Origin of the sequence: Peribacillus frigoritolerans (genome assembly GCF_040250305.1) — a bacterium.
GTDB lineage: Bacteria > Bacillota > Bacilli > Bacillales > DSM-1321 > Peribacillus.
Genome location: NZ_CP158190.1, coordinates 5,503,704 through 5,523,050, shown reverse-complemented (window position 1 = coordinate 5,523,050; position 19,347 = coordinate 5,503,704). Strand labels below are relative to the sequence as shown.

General features: G+C 42.3%; 21 protein-coding genes. 13 read left to right on the top strand and 8 right to left on the bottom strand.

The features are described from left to right. Window positions 1–7: 7 nt before the first annotated feature. Window positions 8–346 (bottom strand): DUF485 domain-containing protein, encoded by a 339-nt coding sequence (locus tag ABOA58_RS27390; protein WP_350300778.1) that lies wholly within the window; start codon window positions 344–346, stop codon window positions 8–10. 370 nt (window positions 347–716) lie between these two features. Between ABOA58_RS27390 and ABOA58_RS27385 the strand changes: the two genes are divergently transcribed. From ABOA58_RS27385 to ABOA58_RS27340, 10 genes are all read left to right on the top strand, one after another. Beyond that, a complete protein-coding gene (locus ABOA58_RS27385) occupies window positions 717–1,685 on the top strand; it encodes an efflux RND transporter periplasmic adaptor subunit (protein WP_350300777.1) in 969 nt (322 codons plus the stop codon). Between the two features lies 1 nt (window position 1,686). After that, a complete protein-coding gene (locus ABOA58_RS27380) occupies window positions 1,687–2,427 on the top strand; it encodes an ABC transporter ATP-binding protein (RefSeq protein ID WP_350300776.1) in 741 nt (246 codons plus the stop codon). After that, window positions 2,354–3,544, top strand: a complete 1,191-nt coding sequence (locus ABOA58_RS27375; protein ID WP_350300775.1) for an ABC transporter permease — start codon at window positions 2,354–2,356, stop codon at window positions 3,542–3,544. Before ABOA58_RS27380 ends, ABOA58_RS27375 begins: the two co-directional genes overlap by 74 nt. 110 nt (window positions 3,545–3,654) lie before the next feature. Continuing rightward, a complete protein-coding gene (locus tag ABOA58_RS27370; RefSeq protein WP_034316054.1) occupies window positions 3,655–4,326 on the top strand; it encodes a response regulator transcription factor in 672 nt (223 codons plus the stop codon). Window positions 4,327–4,336: 10 nt separating this feature from the next. Further along, on the top strand, window positions 4,337–5,575 hold the full coding sequence (locus ABOA58_RS27365; protein WP_350300774.1) for a sensor histidine kinase: 1,239 nt from the start codon (window positions 4,337–4,339) through the stop codon (window positions 5,573–5,575). Between the two features lie 115 nt (window positions 5,576–5,690). After that, window positions 5,691–5,936 carry a hypothetical protein gene (locus tag ABOA58_RS27360; RefSeq protein ID WP_350300773.1) on the top strand — a complete coding sequence of 82 codons (246 nt, stop codon included), beginning with the start codon at window positions 5,691–5,693 and terminating at the stop codon, window positions 5,934–5,936. Window positions 5,937–5,981: 45 nt separating this feature from the next. After that, window positions 5,982–6,140 (top strand): hypothetical protein, encoded by a 159-nt coding sequence (locus ABOA58_RS27355; protein ID WP_350300772.1) that lies wholly within the window; start codon window positions 5,982–5,984, stop codon window positions 6,138–6,140. Window positions 6,141–6,405: 265 nt separating this feature from the next. After that, window positions 6,406–7,590, top strand: a complete 1,185-nt coding sequence (locus tag ABOA58_RS27350) for a NupC/NupG family nucleoside CNT transporter (RefSeq protein WP_063595574.1) — start codon at window positions 6,406–6,408, stop codon at window positions 7,588–7,590. A 150-nt stretch (window positions 7,591–7,740) separates the two neighbouring features. Beyond that, window positions 7,741–8,700, top strand: coding sequence for a peptide-methionine (R)-S-oxide reductase MsrB (gene msrB, locus ABOA58_RS27345; protein WP_350300771.1), 960 nt, complete (start codon window positions 7,741–7,743; stop codon window positions 8,698–8,700). 22 nt (window positions 8,701–8,722) lie between these two features. After that, entirely contained in the window at window positions 8,723–9,577 is an 855-nt protein-coding gene (locus tag ABOA58_RS27340; RefSeq protein ID WP_350300770.1) for an STAS domain-containing protein, read from the top strand. 64 nt (window positions 9,578–9,641) lie between these two features. Here ABOA58_RS27340 and ABOA58_RS27335 read toward each other — a convergent pair whose 3' ends face one another. The 4 genes from ABOA58_RS27335 to ABOA58_RS27320 all read right to left on the bottom strand — a co-directional run bounded on the left by ABOA58_RS27335 (window position 9,642) and on the right by ABOA58_RS27320 (window position 13,815). Further along, window positions 9,642–11,294, bottom strand: coding sequence for a glutamine--tRNA ligase/YqeY domain fusion protein (locus tag ABOA58_RS27335; protein WP_350300769.1), 1,653 nt, complete (start codon window positions 11,292–11,294; stop codon window positions 9,642–9,644). A gap of 297 nt (window positions 11,295–11,591) precedes the next feature. Beyond that, on the bottom strand, window positions 11,592–12,332 hold the full coding sequence (locus tag ABOA58_RS27330; RefSeq protein WP_054398510.1) for an amino acid ABC transporter ATP-binding protein: 741 nt from the start codon (window positions 12,330–12,332) through the stop codon (window positions 11,592–11,594). Window positions 12,333–12,343: 11 nt separating this feature from the next. Continuing rightward, window positions 12,344–13,009 (bottom strand): amino acid ABC transporter permease, encoded by a 666-nt coding sequence (locus tag ABOA58_RS27325; protein ID WP_048685680.1) that lies wholly within the window; start codon window positions 13,007–13,009, stop codon window positions 12,344–12,346. 26 nt (window positions 13,010–13,035) lie between these two features. Then, window positions 13,036–13,815, bottom strand: coding sequence for a transporter substrate-binding domain-containing protein (locus ABOA58_RS27320; protein ID WP_127777595.1), 780 nt, complete (start codon window positions 13,813–13,815; stop codon window positions 13,036–13,038). Window positions 13,816–14,388: 573 nt separating this feature from the next. Here ABOA58_RS27320 and ABOA58_RS27315 point away from each other — a divergent pair. The 3 genes from ABOA58_RS27315 to purU all read left to right on the top strand — a co-directional run bounded on the left by ABOA58_RS27315 (window position 14,389) and on the right by purU (window position 16,041). Next, the gene (locus ABOA58_RS27315; RefSeq protein WP_350300768.1) at window positions 14,389–14,580 is read left to right on the top strand and encodes a DUF2599 domain-containing protein; all 192 of its coding nucleotides are present in this window, start codon (window positions 14,389–14,391) and stop codon (window positions 14,578–14,580) included. Window positions 14,581–14,626: 46 nt separating this feature from the next. Then, on the top strand, window positions 14,627–14,956 hold the full coding sequence (locus tag ABOA58_RS27310; RefSeq protein ID WP_350300767.1) for a hypothetical protein: 330 nt from the start codon (window positions 14,627–14,629) through the stop codon (window positions 14,954–14,956). Window positions 14,957–15,141: 185 nt separating this feature from the next. Further along, a complete protein-coding gene (gene purU, locus ABOA58_RS27305; RefSeq protein WP_137017792.1) occupies window positions 15,142–16,041 on the top strand; it encodes a formyltetrahydrofolate deformylase in 900 nt (299 codons plus the stop codon). Between the two features lie 382 nt (window positions 16,042–16,423). On the opposite strand, the gene ABOA58_RS27300 is transcribed toward purU, so the two are convergent. From ABOA58_RS27300 to ABOA58_RS27290, 3 genes are all read right to left on the bottom strand, one after another. Continuing rightward, window positions 16,424–17,083: an SIMPL domain-containing protein gene (locus ABOA58_RS27300; protein ID WP_350300766.1), complete on the bottom strand. Its 660-nt coding sequence runs from the start codon at window positions 17,081–17,083 to the stop codon at window positions 16,424–16,426. A gap of 137 nt (window positions 17,084–17,220) precedes the next feature. After that, the gene (locus ABOA58_RS27295; RefSeq protein ID WP_034316239.1) at window positions 17,221–17,415 is read right to left on the bottom strand and encodes a YwbE family protein; all 195 of its coding nucleotides are present in this window, start codon (window positions 17,413–17,415) and stop codon (window positions 17,221–17,223) included. A gap of 112 nt (window positions 17,416–17,527) precedes the next feature. After that, window positions 17,528–19,048 carry an FAD-dependent oxidoreductase gene (locus tag ABOA58_RS27290; protein ID WP_350300765.1) on the bottom strand — a complete coding sequence of 507 codons (1,521 nt, stop codon included), beginning with the start codon at window positions 19,046–19,048 and terminating at the stop codon, window positions 17,528–17,530. Window positions 19,049–19,347: the final 299 nt, after the last annotated feature.

Sequence of the window (19,347 nt, the reverse complement as noted above, 5' to 3'; positions counted from 1 at the left end):
TCACCTTTTATCCTTTCGCTTCTTTAACGATTTTTTCTACTAATTGGTCAAATGTCGCAGCTTTTTTGGAATAGAGGATGCATAATGTCCACGTCATGATAAATTGAGCGAAGGCAAAGATCCAGGCCCAGCTGATTGCCCCGAAAGCAATTGAGTTAAGAACTTTAGAATAGGAAGTTAGTATGGGTAGGGTGAAATAAAAGACCATGAAAAAAATGGATAGCGGGACGATGAAATTGCGTTTTTTCCTTAAGAGCTCTTGAAAAGATTGTGATTGGACGATCTTGGTGTAGTCCGTGGAAGCGCTTGCCTCGGTTTCCTTAGCGATTGAATCGTTTGATGCCAAGTTGGTTCCCCCTTCATCATCATTGATTTGGTTTTCATTACCAATTTACGATAACAGTATCAGTATATATTTTTCAGAATATATTGTAAATTTAAATGCTGAAAATAAAGCATTTTTCGTTCGACACCAAAGGACGAGTAATTAAGCGGAAGGCCGGATTATCCGCAACGAAGGCCGAATAATGACACGGAAGGTCGGATTATCCGCGAAGAAGGTCGAATAATCCACGACGAAGGCCGAATAATTAAGCGAAAGGCCGGATTATCCGCGGCAAAGGCAAAGGGTTTACAACTTAACGAGCCATTAAGGAAAAGTTAAGCTTCTTTCACGATACTGGTTTCAATGAAGGAAATCTGAAAGGAGAAAAGTGATGAAAAAGTTGATAATGATAGGTACGGTTTTAGTGCTGGCGATTGGGGGATGCGTTTGGTTTTTCATGAAGGACAATGCTGAGCCTGTAATTGCAAAGTCGGTGACGGCTACAGTTGAAAAGGGAGATCTTGAAGTTCAAATAAGCGGTTCCGGATCGGTCGCCGCAATCAATAGTGAGGACATCACTTCCTCGGTAACGGATGAAGTGGATGAAGTCCTTGTAGCGAAGAATGAATTGGTTGAGAAAGGTGATGAACTCATTACCTTCACGGATGGAAGTGACCCGATAACGGCACCATTCGATGGCACCGTGACAACATTGGATGTAGAAGAAGGAGATCGTGTATCAAGCAGTGAAGTGGTGGCACATGTTACGGATTATAAAAAATTGAAAACCACGATCAGCGTTGATGAATTGGATGTTCCGAGCGTTAAAAAAGGACAAACGGTTGAAATTATAGCCAGTGCTTTTGAAGATGAAACGTTTACGGGGGAAGTGACCAGTGTAGCAAAGGAAGGTACATATGAGAATGGAGTTTCTTCGTTCGATGTCACTATCAAAATTGACAAACCCGGCGATATAAAAATTGGGATGTCGACTGAAGTGAGCATTTTGACGAATAGTGTAAAAGATGCTTTATATGTTCCGATTGAAGCAGTCCAAATGGACGGTGAAGAGAAATATGTGAATATACAACAATCCGGTACAACTGAAGGAACAGCCAGTACAAAAAAAGTGGTTGAGACTGGAATCAGCAATGATAGGTATATTGAAATAACTTCTGGTCTTGAAGAGGGCCAGTTTGTTTCCTTGCCCATTACCATCAATGAAAGCTCCACTGGCAGTGACGGCGAAGGAATGAGGGGAGGCCAAGGAGGCGAGATAAGAATGCAGAGCGGCAGCGGAATGCCGAGCGGCGGGATGCCAAGCGGTGGCGGAATGCCGAGTGGCAAGGGAGGTCAGTAAAATGGCGAAACCCATCATAAAAATTAAAAACATGTCTAAATCATATGAATTAGGCGGTGAAACGGTTAAGGCCCTTCAAGATGTCTGTCTTACAATCGAGAAAGGCGATTTCATTTCGATCATCGGACCTTCTGGATCAGGGAAATCGACGTTCATGAATATGATTGGCTGTCTTGACAAGCCTGACATAGGTGAATATCTTCTTGATGGTAAAGAAGTGGAAAAGATGAAGGATAATGAGCTGGCTGCCATTCGTAATATTAAAATAGGATTTATCTTTCAAAATTTCAACCTGTTGGCAAAACTGACAGCGTTGGAGAATGTCGAACTTCCCCTGGTTTATAGAGGGGCAAGCGTGAAGGAAAGAAGGGAAGTGGCCAATGCGTGCCTTGATATGGTGGGCCTTGTTGACCGGAAGAATCATCTGCCGACCCAACTGTCGGGTGGACAGCAGCAAAGAGTTGCGATTGCAAGGGCACTTGCCGGTAATCCCCCCGTTTTATTGGCGGATGAGCCGACGGGGGCGCTGGATAGTAAAACGAGTAAAGAAGTGCTGCAGATGCTGAAGGAATTGAATGAAAAGGGACAAACAATCATTCTTATAACCCATGACTTGGAAGTTGCTAAAGAAGCGACCCGTGTCGTCCGGATACAGGATGGTCAGCTATTTGAAAACGGAGGTGATTGGATTGAACCTGAGCGAATCAATGAAGATGGCTATACGCAGTATCAAAACCAATAAAGTCAGAGCATTTTTAACCATGCTTGGAATCATAATTGGAGTTGCTTCCGTAATCGTCCTGGTTTCGATTGGGCAGGGTTCCTCACAGTCCGTTCAGGATGAGATCAATAGCCTGGGAACGAACCTGATAACGGTAAGTGTCACGGATACCGACTCCGTGGAGCTGACGGATGATACAATTGAACAGTTTAAAGAGCTGAGCGGGATATCGGAAGTGGCGCCTGTGGTCACTGGACGCGTTTATGCTAAGAACGGAGAAGCTACGGCACAGGTTTCAATGACCGGTGCAACTTCATCCTACTTATCAGTCAGGGATTTGGAGCTCAGTCAAGGCCGGTTTTTGACGGATATGGAAACGGAATTACGCTCCAAGGTCGTTGTCCTGGGGTCAGATACAGCCACCACGCTTTTTGAAAATCAAAAACCCCTGGACCAGAACGTGCTTATCGGCGGTGTTTCCTATCGCGTGATCGGTGTCCTGAAATCGGTGGGCACCTCAATGGGATCGAGCGGGGATGATGTAATCATTGCACCGATCACCACTGCCGAAAGGGCTACAGGCAGCACGACAATCGGAACCGTTTATTTAAAAGCGGAGAACGAGAATATCATGGATAGGGCGATGTACCAGGTACAAGGTGCAATGACCACATCATTCCCAGAACAGAGTGATAACTATTCGGTGTCCAATCAAGAAGATCTGATGGATACAATGAGCTCTGTATCGGATACGTTCACACTCATGCTTGGCGGTATTGCCAGTATTTCGTTACTGGTAGGCGGAATCGGGATCATGAATATCATGTTGGTTTCCGTCTCAGAGAGGACGAAGGAAATCGGGATCAGAAAAGCAATTGGGGCAAATCGGAAATCGATTCTTCTTCAGTTTTTAATTGAAGCGATGGTCCTGAGCTGCTTCGGGGGATTGTTGGGGGTTGGAATTGGCTTGGGAATCGCAAAATTGATTTCAGCTTTTTCAAGTTTAACGATCAGTTATTCATGGTCGGTGACATTGTTTGCCTTCTTATTCTCCATTTTAATCGGGATAATGTTTGGCGTATTTCCAGCCAATAAGGCATCCAAATTAAATCCAATTCAAGCATTGCGTCACGAATGAACATACAATTTGAGAGAAAGCAGGCGATTAAAAGCCCGCTTTCTTTTGCATATGAAAAAGGATAAAATCAACATATATATCACAATTGAAGCGGTTGGGAGGTACCCTGAATGAAGGTTTTGGTGGTAGAAGATAATGTTTCATTATTAGAATCGATCCGACAGATTCTGACGGATGAATATGAAGTCGATACAGCGGATAATGGGGAAGATGGGCTATTCATGGCTCAGCAAAGTATATACGATATCATCATTTTGGATGTAATGCTTCCTGGAATCGATGGGTTTGAAATCGTACGGAAAATCAGGGAAGCAAAAATCGATACAAGTGTCTTGTTTTTGACAGCAAAAGATGCACTTGAGGATCGTGTCAGAGGATTGGAAATGGGTGGCGATGATTATTTAGTCAAGCCGTTCCAGGCACCGGAACTTAAGGCAAGGATTCGTGCCCTGCTTCGAAGGAGCGGCATAATATCGCTTGAGCAGCATGTGAAATACCGTAATATTGAACTGTTGGAAAAAGAAAAGGATATTTTGGTTGATGGAAAGGTCATTAAAATGACCTTGAAACAGTTTGAATTACTGGAATACCTAATTCAAAATAATGGGAAAATATTGACCCGTGAGCAGATTTTCGACCGCATTTGGGGGTTTGATTCAGATACGACAATTGCCATTGTGGAAGTGTTCATCCATCACCTTAGAAAAAAATTGGAACCTTTCAATTATCATAAAGATATTCAAACCGTTCGGGGTATTGGTTATATGCTAAAACAACCATAAGGGGATCATCATGTTCCAAAAAACACGACTTCAACTAACATTATTGAATTCTATCGTCTTTATTGTCTTAATAGCCATATTAAGCAGAACGATTTATTTCTATACGGAAAATCAGATCTATAAGGATGTCAATGATTCACTTATAAAGGATTACAGGGATTTCAATAATGGCGGCATGCCAGGCGGACGTCCGCAAGGTGAATTTCTCTTAGGGCCGGGACCGAGCGTCATCGTTTGGGGACCGGATGATACGATCATTGAGCCAAGACTGAGTGTAGACCATTTTTTTAAGGTCAATGAACAACAATTTTTCCCTAAAAATTTTGATGAGATTGAAGAAATATCGGTGAATGGATACACGTATCGGGCCCTTTCGACCAAGGTCGATACGGGGTATGGTGAGATGGCCGTACAATTCATCAAGAATGTCGATACAGAAAAAGAAATGCTCGATCGTTTGCTGCTAATATTGTTTGTTGGCGGAGGAATTGGAAGTCTAGTGGCGGTAGGCGCAGGCTATCTTCTGGCAGGACGGGCCCTGATCCCGGTCAAGAAATCCTGGGATCAGCAGCAGCAGTTTGTCTCGGATGCTTCGCATGAAATTCGAACGCCGCTTGCTGTCATTCAATCGCGGGCTGATTTGCTATTTCAATCACCGAACGCGACAATCGAGGAAAAAGCCGTTGATATATCCATCATTTCGAAAGAAGTCCGGAGATTGAATAAGCTTGTTAACGGACTTTTGACCTTGACCAGAACGGATTCGAATCAAATGGAGGTTAAGAAATCGAACTTTTTCCTTGATGACTTACTTATGGATATCGTGGAACAGTATGCGGATATAGCTTCTTTTCAAGAAAAATCAATCATTAGCCATGCTCCCGAACAGGTAGTGTTTCATGGTGATAAAGAGAGAATTCATCAGCTATTGGTGATCTTGGTGGATAATGCCATGAAATTCACCGAGGAAGGCGGGGAAATTTCCCTATCCTGCATCAAGAATGCTTCATCCATCATTCTTACTGTAGAAGATAATGGAATAGGCATTCCACAGGAAGAACTCCCCTTGATTTTTAACCGTTTTTATCAAGTGGAGCAATCCCGCTCGGCTAATGAAGGCTCTGGCTTAGGTCTATCCATTGCCAAATGGATTGTAAACACACATCAAGGGAACATCAAGGTTACAAGTGAACAGAATGAACGGACCCGTTTTGAAATCACTTTTCCGAGAAATCAAAGGAAAAATTAGATGCCATCCAATACGAAAAAGACCCTTACTTTCTTCCTTTCTGCTTAAGGAAAAATTAAGGGTCTTTTTAGATAATCATCTTATAAATACATTTATTTTCGGAGGGGAATCATTGATGAAAAGACTTGGTAGGTTACACTTTTTGGTTGGAATATTGGCTTCGGTCCTTTTAATGGTCCAAGCAGTAATTGGGATCATGATGTATGTGGATGGCAGCGGCACTGAATCCATGAACCGACAGGCGGTGATGGGTCAGCCTGCCGAACGCAACACAACAGAGACGGATGATACGGAAGCATCTGCTAATAGCAGTACGGCGACCGATGATTCATCTACGGAAACGGCATCTAATGATACCTAGGGCACTCCACAAGGCGGGCCTAATGGTTCCGGGACTCCAGGGGAGATGCCAAGCGGTGGCGGTTTCCAAGGCAGAGATTCTTTTGCAGGGAAATTCATCGACTTTTATCAAGGTGCAGGCGGTTTGGCCGCATCCATCATCATCTTTGTAATTGGAGGCGCTGGATTAGCAACAACGATGATATCCAGAAAAACAGCTGCCTAAATAGTCGATACTATTTGAGGAAAGATAAGGTTCCTTTCGAAGGGGAGCCTTCTTTTTTAATTCACGAAACCCATTATTGTCACTAATTGTTATTTCAAAAAGTGAAATAATAATTGCACTTAAAAAAATATTAGTTTAATATAGACTTCTGGAGAGGTACGTACATGTATTTTGGATGAAAGAGAAAACGTTTGCATAAATTTTTTGAGGGTAACCTACTATTAATGCACGAACATTAAATTCACCCTTAGTGGAGGCAGAATATATGAAATTTCTGATTGCAATTTTAGGACTGGTTATTGTTTTTGGACTAGCTTTATTAGCCAGCAGTGACCGGAAGAAAGTTAAAATTAAACCGATCATCCTCATGCTGGTCATTCAGCTTATTTTAACTTATTTATTATTAAATACGAAGTTTGGTTTAGTGATCATCAATTCGATTGCCGATGGTTTCGGAAAACTTTTAGAATGGGCAAATGAAGGGATCACTTTTGTATTTGGCGGGATTGTAAACGAAGGAGCGTCGCCCTTCTTTTTAAATGTCCTTCTTCCAATCGTATTCATCTCAGCATTAATCGGGATATTACAGCACTTCAAGATCCTCCCGTTCATCATGAAGTGGATTGGATTCCTTCTAAGTAAGGTGAATGGGATGGGTAAATTGGAATCTTACAATGCGGTTGCATCAGCAATAGTTGGCCAATCCGAGGTTTTCATAACCTTGAAAAAACAACTCGGTGCCATTCCGCCATCTCGCATGTATACGCTTTGTGCATCAGCCATGTCAACTGTATCGATGTCGATTGTCGGTGCATATATGACGATGATTGAACCAAAGTACGTTGTGACGGCAATTGTTATTAACATGTTTGGTGGATTTATCATCGCATCCATTATCAATCCTTATACCGTAACGGATGAAGAGGATATTCTCCCTGTAGAAGAAGGGGCAGAGAAGCAGTCATTCTTCGAAATGCTTGGGGAATATATCATGGATGGGTTCAAGGTTGCTATCACTGTAGCAGCGATGTTAATTGGTTTCGTTGCTTTAATCGCAGGGATCAACAGCGTATTCGACATGATCTTCGGCATCAGCTTCCAAGACATCATGGGATATATCTTTGCACCGTTTGCCTTTATCATGGGTATACCGATTTCAGAAACCGTGACTGCTGGAGGAATCATGGCAACGAAACTGGTAACCAATGAATTCGTTGCCATGCTGAGCTTAGGTGACGCATCAGCTGCCTTGAGCGAAAGGACGATAGGGATCGTTTCGGTTTTCTTGGTTTCATTCGCCAATTTTTCATCAATTGGAATCATTGCCGGTGCAGTCAAAGGACTTCATGAAAAACAGGGTAATGTTGTAGCACGTTTCGGCTTGAAGCTGCTTTACGGTGCGACTCTTGTCAGCATCCTATCAGCGATCATTGTAAGTGTGATACTTTAAATAACGGATTTAACACAAAAAAGGCACTTGGGGTTACTCCTAAGTGCCTCTTTTATATTTGTTACGCAAAGGTAGAATTTTGAATTTGAAGGTGTTTGGCTTGCTGGTATATAATACATAAAATGACAGGCGTGAAAGGGGAGTTTTAGGATGACGATGGATGGAAAAGAAACGGCTATCTTTGCAGGAGGCTGCTTTTGGTGCATGGTTGCTCCCTTTGATGAAAGTGATGGTATCATTTCAGTGACATCAGGTTATACAGGCGGTAAATTTGCCGCTCCTAGTTATAAACAAGTGATTACCGGTGCGACTGATCATGTTGAAGCGGTTCAAGTGGTATTCGATCCATCAATCATTTCCTATAAAACTTTATTAGAGATATTCTGGCAGCAAATCGATCCTACGGATGACGATGGACAGTTCTCGGATAGGGGAAAGCAATACAAGGCTGCCATTTTCTATCTTAATGAACGTCAGAAACAGGAGGCAGAACAATCGAAGGAAGATTTAATGATGAGCGGGCGGTTTAAGAAACCTATTGTTACGGGTATTCTACCCTCGGGGGAATTTTACGCCGCTGAGGAATATCATCAAGAATTCTATCGGAAAAATCAATTTCGCTATGCATTGTATCGTAAAGGCTCAGGGCGGGATGCTTTCATTAAAGAAAATTGGCCTAAGGATAATGCACACCTTAGAAAGACCTTAACGGAGAATCAGTTTCATGTCACCCAGGAAAATGGCACGGAGCCGCCTTTCGATAATGCCTATTGGGATCACTTTGAAGAAGGCATTTATGTGGATGTTGTTTCTGGGGAGCCCCTATTCAGTTCGCGGGATAAATATGATAGCGGCTGTGGGTGGCCAAGCTTCACGAAGCCCATCATGTCGGCAAGTGTCAATGAAAAAATGGATCTCAGCCACCGAATGACCCGGACCGAGGTGCGCAGCAGGGATGCCGATTCACACCTTGGACATGTTTTTCCTGATGGCCCAAGTCCTAAAGGCACGAGATATTGCATAAACTCTGCGGCCCTTCGATTCATTCCTAGAAATGAAATGGAGAAAGCGGGATATGGAGATTTATTAATACTATTTAAAATGAAATAACTAGTGAGATAGGGGAACACAAATGGATAAAATAGATGAAAGATTATATCGATATATCCTTGATAACTCATCCAAGATTACGGAAAACTGGCTGGCTTTAAGGGAAAAGCAGTCTGGATCCATCTATTCAATAGATTCTAATGAGGAAATCGAAAAGCTGCTTAGGGAACAGAATACATTGACGATCAAGACAGTGACCAGTGCTTTACTTGAAGATAAAACTGCTTTTATTGAAACGATGGAGCAGTGGGCTACACTTGTCGCAAAGAGCAGGGTTGAATCGGACACCCCCATTTACGAAGTGTTGGAAGCGCTTAATAAGGTTCGCGAAACATATTGGGCATTCATCACTGATTATATGCTAAAGGATACTGGGATAACGAAGGATACAATCATCCGGTGGAGCCGGATTATTAATCGTGCCTTCGATCAATTGAACCGTGAGTTCACTGAGCAGTATTACCTTTTGACAAAAGAACGACTCCTTGCTCAACAGGAGCTGATTAATGAACTGGGCGCACCTGTCATTCCCATTGTTGATGCCATTGCGGTTTTGCCGTTAATCGGTGAAATCGATACCTATCGGGCAAAAGAAATTTTGAATGGGACTCCAAGCAAATGCATTAGCAAAAATATCACACACTTATTCATCGATTTATCGGGAGTATCCCTTTTGGATACGATGGTTGCCCAACAGATCTATCAATTGATAAGTACCCTGAACCTGTTAGGCATTCAATCGACCATTTCCGGGATTCGTCCTGAAGTGGCCCAGACATCGATTCAGTTAGGTCTTGATTTTAGTCAGGTTTCGACACATAGTACTCTTAAACAGGCCCTTTCCAAGCAAGGGATCAAACTTTACGAGAAAAAATGATATAAAGGTGCAGAAAATGAAAAAGAACCAGATCCCGCTAGGAATCTGGTTCTTTTTCGTGATTCTATAACTTGAATGAACTTTTCAACCCGACAATTTGGTTGAAGACCAAGTGATCGGCCGCAGTGAGTTTTGAATCAACATTATAATAGCCATGCCTGAAGAATTGGAATTTATCCTGAGGCTTAACATCTTTCATGTTAGGCTCGACAAATCCTTGTAAAATTTCTATAGAATCAGGGTTTACCCGGTCCAGGAATGATTTTTCTTCCTCTTCATCATTTTCCTTATCCAGGATTAAAGGCTGATAGTTGCGGAATTCCGCTGAAACGGCTTGTGAAGCTTCGACCCAGTGCAATGTACCTTTTACTTTACGGCCAGTGAAGCCAGATCCGCTTTTCGTTTCAATGTCGTATGTGCAGCGAAGTTCAATGACGTTACCGGCATCATCTTTTATCACTTCTTCACATTTAATGAAATAAGCATGTTTCAAACGAACTTCATTGCCCGGGAAAAGTCGGAAATACTTTTTCGGCGGGTTCTCCATGAAATCGTCCTGTTCGATATATATTTCACGTGAAAACGGGATTTGGCGTGTGCCCATTTCCGGAACTTCCGGATTGACCTCGGCATCCAGCCATTCTATCTCGCCTTCCGGATAGTTGGTGATGACCACTTTAAGCGGGTTCAGGATTGCCATAGTCCGTGGAGCCTTGAGCTTTAAGTCTTCCCGCACGAAATGATCAAGCATTTGAGAGTCCACGACACCGCTTGTTTTTGCGACACCTATCTCTTGGCAGAATGCACGAATCGCTTCGGGTGTATACCCGCGTCTCCGCAAGCCTGAAACAGTAGGCATCCGCGGGTCGTCCCAGCCGTCCACGAAGCCCTCATCGACAAGCTGCTTCAGTTTTCGCTTGCTCATTACTGTATTGGTCAGGTTAAGACGGCCAAATTCATATTGTTTTGGTTTGCTTTCCATTTCACAATTCTCAACGATCCAGTCATAAAGAGGGCGTTGATCTTCGAACTCAAGCGTACAAATGGAGTGTGTGACTCCCTCGATGGCATCTTCAATTGGGTGGGCAAAGGCATACATTGGGTAGATGCACCATTTGTTGCCGGTATTATGGTGTTCAGTATGGGAGATACGGTATATGACGGGATCACGCAAATTAATGTTAGGTGAGCTCATATCGATTTTTGCACGCAAGACTTTTGCGCCGTTTTCGAATTCGCCGCTGCGCATCTTTTCAAATAGTTCAAGATTTTCCTCGACGGTTCTATTTCGGTAGGGGCTATCCTTCCCTGGCTCAGTCAGCGTTCCGCGATATTCACGGATTTGGTCGGCATTAAGGTCGTCCACATATGCCAGTCCTTTATTGATGAGCAGCACAGCTCTTTTATACATTTCATCAAAATAGTCGGAAGCGAAGAAAAGGTTATCCCAGTCGTAACCGAGCCACTTTACATCTTCCTTTATGGAGTTGACAAACTCAATATCCTCTTTCAATGGATTCGTATCATCGAAACGAAGGTTAGTTTTCCCATTGAAATCATCAGCCACCCCAAAATTCAAAATGATTGATTTGGCATGTCCGATATGTAAATATCCGTTCGGCTCAGGAGGGAAGCGGGTGATGACATGATCATGTTTTCCGGACTCTAGGTCATCTTTTATAATATTTTTAATAAAATTCGAAGAGTTATTTTCCAACTGAATTCGACCTCTTTCATTTATATACTTCTTTTAATTTTACCTGTATATATACCATAAATACAGATATTTTTCCATCGAGCCGGAATCACGGTTTATCTGAAACAATTCATCAAGTATTTAGTTTGTACAATCAGAGCCGAAATATCCCTGAAACTTTAATCATGGGATTTAGGGAACTACCTAACTGGATATTAAAGAAACCAATAAATCCTTTTTCATTCAAAAAAAGCAATACAGGAATTCACGCCTGTATTGCTTATAATCGCACTAGCAGACAGGACTTTAGAATTAAAATCAAAAGACTGTCGTTTGTAAAAATTCTTTTGTACGTTCTTCTTTTGGATTGGTGAAGAATTCTTTTGGCGGTCCGCTTTCGACAACCCTCCCGTTATGCATGAAGACAATCCAATCCCCGACCTCACGTGCAAAGCTCATTTCATGTGTAACGACTACCATTGTCATCCCTTCCAAGGCAAGTTCCTTCATCGTGGCAAGAACTTCTCCGACAAGTTCGGGATCCAGAGCCGAGGTGGGCTCATCAAAGAGCAGGATATCAGGCTTCATGGCAAGGGCGCGGGCTATGGCAACACGCTGCTTCTGCCCACCTGAGAGCTTGCTTGGATAGACATCCGCTTTATCTGATAAACCGACTTTGGCAAGCAATGCCTTTGCTTCTTCAATCGCTTGGGCCTTAGGGATCTTTTTGACGTGTGTCGGTGCTTCGATGACATTTTCCAGCACTGTCATATGAGGAAAGAGGTAGAAATGCTGAAATACCATTCCGACTTTCTCTCGAATTTTATTAATATCATGGGTACCTGGATTGATTTCCGTTCCTTCAATGAGGATTTGGCCGCTGTCTTTCTTCTCTAAATAATTCAAACAGCGGAGCAGGGTGCTTTTTCCCGAACCACTCGGTCCGATCAAACAGACAACATCGCTATCGAGCACCTTCATATCAATATCTTTAAGTACATGCAGATTTCCATACGATTTATTTAAATTCCTTATCCGAATCATTTCTTTTTGTTCCATTTCAATTCCCCCTATCGATCACTAATGGACAGTTTCTTTTCGAATAAATTGACGATAATGGTCAGGAAAGCCACTAGAATCAAGTAGTAGACCGCTACAATCAATAAATAAGTCATTTCATCGAAATTATTCGAGCCTAACGTAGTCGCCACATTAAACAGCTCATTCATGGATATGAAGGCTGCCAGTGATGAATCCTTGAGCCCGATGATGAATTGGTTGCCAAGCGGCGGCAATGCGCGTCGGAAGGCTTGAGGCAAGATGATTCTCCTTAAGGTGAGCGAATTGCTCATGCCAAGGGAGCGTCCGGCCTCCATTTGGCCTTTGTCGATGGATTGGATCGTACCACGTAAAATCTCTGAGATATAAGCTCCATTATGGAAGGCCAGGGCAAGTGACGCCGCCCAGAAGTCCGGCAGTAAGAAGAGATTGCTGATACCGAAATAGAGTATGAATATCTGTACGATTAAAGGTGTTCCACGTACCAGGAATACATATGTATCTGAAATCCATGCAAGAATTTTTATATTGGATATTTTTAAAAGTGCAAATAGCAAACCGATGACGATACCTACCAATATGGAGACTACCGTCAGTTCCAATGTGAGGAGCATGGCTCGGATGAATACGTCCGAGGAGCTAAATAATGTATCAAAAAAATGTGAAAAACTAGGCAATGTAATGACTCCCTTTCTATCAATCTTTATTCAGGCTTAGTTGTGATGTCCTCACCAAAGTATTTTTTGCTGATTTCCGCAAGAGTTCCATCTTCCCGGAGGTTTTCAAGTGCTTCGTTGATGCGTGCAAGCAGCTGAGGGTTGTCGTTAGGCAGTACGATGGCCTGCTCGCTTCGTTCAATCAATTGCCTTCCTTCGATGTCGAAACCTTCCTTGGTCGCTTCCTTGCCGGTTACGAAGTCGGTGATGACGGCATCATGACGTCCTCCGCTCAATGCTTTCAGGGCAGTGATATCACTGTCATAGGTTTTTACATTGGTTGTATATTTTTCTGCTGTGGTTGCGTACGTAGAGCCTTTAGAAGCCGCAACTTCCTTACCCTTTAAATCTTCAACCGTTTTAATATCACTATCCGAACGGACGAAAATTTGAGGACCTGAGTAGTAATAAGGGGTCGAGAAGGCAACATGTTTACTTCGTTGTTCATTGATTGTATGACTGGCAACCGCGGCATCTGCCCGACCGGTTTTAACACCTTCCACGATACCTTTGAACTTTATCCGTTTAGGCACTGGTTCTAGGTCGAGTTCCTTTGCAATTGCATCGCCGACTTCAATATCGAACCCGGTTACGGTCATGTCATCATTGACATAACTGAATGGCTTGAATTCACCTGAGGCAGCGAAAACAAACTGGTCCTCATTGATCAGCTTACTCCCGTCCTCCAGCTGGTCCTTTTCAGCACAGCCGGACAGAAGACCAAGAACAGCCAGAATGGATACAATGAATGTAACTGATGATTTCATGATAATTTCATTTCCCCCTTTGAAAAAAACTAATAGAATGGTCTATACCCTTATGAGGCAGTGAATAACCTTATTAACTATGGAAAATAAAACTGAAACCAAAAAGGTTGTCCAGAACATACCGACATTTCATCCAAGAATCCCCCTTCACTATGCATTTCATAAAGGTTCTCGGCGTTTGCCTTCATTTCCTTTAAATTCACCAGTTATTTATTGGAAGAATGATAGTGCCTATTAATAGAGGATGAAAACTAATGGTATCTTTTCATCCTCAGATCTAGGCCACTTCTATTTCATAAAAAAAAGTCGACCGTGATCAGGCCGACTTTTCCGGGATTAAAACCTATGAAATATGAATAGAGGATAGCTTTATAAAAAGGAAACTCCATTTGATTTTGCAAGTGTTACTAGAGTAGAACTAGTGACTCTTGGAATAAAATACACTTATTTCATATCATCACTTTCTCTTTATTTACTCAAAAATGAAACCCATTGTTCCAAAGTAGGAACGTTAAATAATTTACTTTTATATACGATTAAATTATTACAATTCAATCTTCATTAATAAAAGATATGTGGGCTGAATTAAAAGCTGATGCTTCATTTAAATCCCATGTATCAAGTTCAAAAGAAGGAAGAATTAAAGATCAATTCATTTGTCATGCTGTAAATCCATTAACAATTTACAAGTCACCTTGGAACTTAGAACCTTGGCGTCCAGATTTATCGCTAGCATTAACTTATTACAATAGATGCAATCCGTAATGATTTTTACAACAAGTATAAATTTTAAGTAAGAGGATGAATTCACATGTTTGATAGTACCAATCAAGCAATATATGAGCCAGATTATATTTCTCTACTGTTACTGCTTTTAGGAATTGTTTATGTGATCTACTTCGGATTAACTATCGTTAAAATCAAATTAGATACATTAGCTATAAGTACCCTTGCTATTTCCCTTCTTACTTATTTACTAGTGGGATTTTATATGGCAGGCTTTGGCTTTTATATTGATGAGGAAACCCCGAACAACCTAGTATTTGAGAAATACGGATTCCCGGATTTAATTTTATTGGCGTTCCCTTATATCTTTTTATCTCTAGCGGCAAGTCTAGGTGAAAAAAAACAAAATAAATAATAAAATAAAAAAGCATCTCTAAACAGAGACACCTCGTTTCAATATTAGTCATTTTTGCGATTACTGCCCCCCTGTTAAAGAAGGGGGGTCTTTGCATTCAATCCTGAATTGATTGACTGACTTTAATTTTGGCCATGAGTTGAAGTATAATATAGCAAAATAGAAGAAGGGCAGTTGGGAAAATGGTGAGCAACTTTGTGCAAGAGCAGTTACAGGAATTTCGCGAAAGAAATCAAGATAGAGGCCGTTTGATTATAAAATGTCCTGACCAGCCGGGAATTGTTTCGACAGTTACGGCTTTTCTTAAAGAATATGATGCAAATATTGTTGAATTGAGTCAGTATTCGATGAATCCTGAGGGCGGTACTTTTTTCACCAGGATCGAGTTCGATTGTCCAGGATTGAAGGACAAGGCAGCGGATATGCAACTGGCATTCCAGGAAGTTTCGACAGCATTCTCGATGCAATGGACATTTAACCATGTCAGTGATCTGAAGAGGACGGCCATCTTCGTTTCCAAGGAACCTCATTGCCTTCTGGAATTGCTATGGGAGTGGCAAAGCGGGGATTTATTGGCTGACATTGCGCTGGTCATCAGCAATCATGAAGATACGAGGGAAATTGTCGAATCGATGGGCATCCCGTTTTATTACATTCCTGCCAATAAGGATATACGTAAGGAAGTGGAGACTAAACAGCTTGGACTTCTGGAAGAATTCAAGGTGGACCTTATTGTATTGGCCAGGTATATGCAGATATTGACGCCGGACTTCGTAGCGGCCCATCCGAACAGAATCATTAATATCCATCATTCATTTTTACCTGCCTTCATTGGAGCCCGGCCTTATGAACGAGCTTATGACAGAGGTGTTAAGCTGATTGGGGCAACTTCCCATTATGTGACGAATGATTTGGATGAAGGTCCAATCATCGAGCAGGATATCGAACGTGTGGACCATCGTGATTCTGCCGGGGATATGAAGAAAATCGGTCGTTCAGCTGAACGCAGGGTGCTGGCACGTGCCGTTAAATGGCATTTGGAGGACCGCGTCATTGTTCATGAAAATAAAACGGTAGTCTTTTAAAATGAAAAACCCCCCTTTGAATGCCGAGGGGGGTTCCGTTTGCGACAAAAGGAGGTTCGGATTGCTCCCATCCTAGAACCATGATTTTAGTACAATACTGAATTATCAGTCATGTTTTTTTACTTGATTATAGGAATGAAACCCTTACTAGATTGAAGAAATTTGCGACACTCCTGCCGAATAACTGGCTAGCCGAGACCCCGGAGACGCTTGCCGGCGAGGAGGCTTGGCAGACAGTCGGCGGAAAGGGAGCGGATTTCTGAAATCAGCTGGAACTTTTTTAAACGAATTGAAATTAAACTAGTTCTTCTCTAATTTGTCTACAGTCTGAACCCCCCTTTGGGTTGCAAAGGGGGGTTTTTAGGATGGAATTTAGTGAGTGCTAGTACGTGTACTCCACCCTTACTGAGGCAGTGATGTTCAATTCACCAGGCTGAATCGGAGTAGTCGCCATTTTTGAAAAGGTACTTGTTTGGTAAAGCATGGGGGTTGCCGTTTCGGATAGCTCTTCAACCTGATTAGGGACTGGGTTCAATGAGATTCCTAGCGTTCGAGCCATGGAGAGTGCTTTTTCATATGCATTTTTTAAAGCGAGAGAAAGTGCCTGGTTATAGTATGCTTCTGGATTGGATAAAGAGAAGCGGATGCTGGTGATTGAATTGGCGCCGCTTTTGACGGCCGTGTCGATTATGCTGCCTATTTTCTCGATGTCGGACGTTTGGGCTTGTATGATGTGCTGGACTTTGTAGTTCTTGAACAATTCCTTTCCGTCAATATAATCATATTGTGGATCGATTCTGTAATCACTCGTTTTCAATTGCTCTTCGGGAATGCCTGCGGATTTAAGTGATGCGATGACATTTGCGATTGCTTGGGAATTGGCTTGCTGGGCCTTTTGCGGGTCCTCATCCTCTGTTATGACTCCAAGGGTGATCGTAGCTTGATCCGGAGCAGCAGATAGCGTCTCTGAGCCGGAAACTTTCAATATATGTTCATCGTTGCGGTAATAATCCCTATCGGGGGCATTGTATTCTTGATTCATTTTGACACCAGCCTTTTTAAGAGGTAATCTCACCCCTATTGTACGAATTATGAATGGAAAACATGATTGAAATATTCCCTTTGTCATTAATTCATCGAACAATCACAAAAAAACACTCGGCCTTGACCGAGTGCACATTACTTATGAATGACTTGAACCCTGCCCACCTGGCCATCAGTCAGTCTTACTTTAATTCCATGAGGGTGAGTGCTGGAGTTGGTTAAAATATCCTTTACAGTGCCGCTTGTCAGTTTTCCGGTGCGTTGATCTGCTTTAAGTACAATGTCCACAGAGGCACCTGGGGTAATATCTTTCCGGTTTTTACCGTTCATGTTCAATTCAATCCTTTTCACAGTTATTTGCAACCATTCAATCATGCAGTAACTTCAGTATAAGGAAAACGGCGGGCCCAGTCGACTATTAGATAAAATCACAAATTGGCACTTAGCGAATTTTCTTCAATGGTTCGACAGCAGGGCCATTTAACACTTCACCAGCGATAGAGTAGCGGGAGCCATGACATGGGCAATCCCAAGTACGGTCGCCGCTATTCCAGGCAACTTCACACCCCATATGTGTACAGGTGGAATCAACAATATGGAGCTGGCCATCATGATCACGATAACACCCAGCTTTGTCACCATTCACCTTCACGATTGCTCCTTCATCAATTCCTATGTCTTCCGGCGTTTTATGATTGAAGGCCAATTTGCCTTTGATGAGATGCTTCGCCACATCAGCATTATCTTGGAGAATATTCTTCACACCTTTTAAACGGGCAGGATCATACAATTCCGCATACCGGTTATCTCTTTGCAAAATCCGGTCAGTTAAAATCCTGGCGGCAATCGATCCGTTCGTCATTCCCCATTTCGCATAGCCGGTAGCTATCAGGACGTTTTGATGATTGGGTGTCACCGGCCCGACGAAGGGGATATTATCCGGTGTCACAATATCCTGTGCCGACCAGCGGTAGGGAATGTCTTTCACATCGAAATACTGGGAACTGAATTCCTTCAGTGCTTCATAATGCTCGATCGTCGAGATTCCCTGTCCTGTTTTATGGCCATCTCCGCCAACAAGTATAAGTTTTTCCCCATTGTCCAACTCCGTATAGCGAAGGGAGCGGGTAGGGCTGTCGGCACTGTAATACATCCCACCGGGATATTCCTGTTCAGTCCTGATTCCAAGTACATAGGATCTTTTTACATGAACACGGGCAAAGTATAAGCCCATTTCATCATTAAAGGGGAAGTGGGAAGCAACAATGACCTGATTGCTTTTGATTGTATGTCCCGTATCCGTCAGAACGGTCGGTGGATCGCCGTCTTCAATCTTCATTGCCGTGGTCCGTTCATAAATGGTGCCTCCGCTTTCGAGAATTGTCGAAATGAGGGCAGTTAAGTATTTTAACGGGTGAAACTGTGCTTGGTCTTTCATTATCACAGCAGCTTTACAAGGAATGGAGAAAGGGATATTCTCCGCATAATCCCCCCGAATGCCGAGTTTTTGATAGGCTTTCAATTCATTTTGAATTTTGCTTTTATATTCCTCAGTATTTGCGTACACATAGGCATCCTGTGCAGTCAAATTACATTCTATGGAATGTTCTTCTACCAAGTCTTTGATAAGCTTCATTCCATCTGTATTGGCTTCATAATAAAGTTTGGCATTCTCTTCACCATGGTCAGTGATCAGCTGGTCGTAAATCAGGCCATGCTGGGCCGTGATTTTTGCTGTAGTGTGTCCTGTCGTTCCAGTAAGGATTTCGCCTGCTTCAATCAGAGTGACTTTAACACCTTGTTTAGCTAGTAGATACGCAGATGTGATTCCGGTAATTCCGCCGCCCACTATTAAGACATCAGTGGTTATGTCTGTATCTAGTTTAGAAAAAGAAGGGAAAGTTAACTCACTGCGCCAATAGGGTTCCGGAAATCGGGGAAGATCTGTATTTTTTTCAGTCATTTTAATACCTCCATACAGTTCATTAGTTGAATTGTCCATTTATTACCATACCCAAATCCGCTATTTATACGCTTATTTTTGTAAGAAGAAAGGTTAAAAAAATACATTATTTGGTTTGTTTACAATTATGTATACATGTAAACAAAAATAGATGTTTTGTACACAAATGTGTATATATGTTTACAACCCGTACACATGGCTGTATATAAGGTGTATACATGTTTGTTCCTAATGTATACAAAAATGAATACAATTCGACAAATGAAAATAAAGCTACAGCTTATGAAGAATCGACTAAT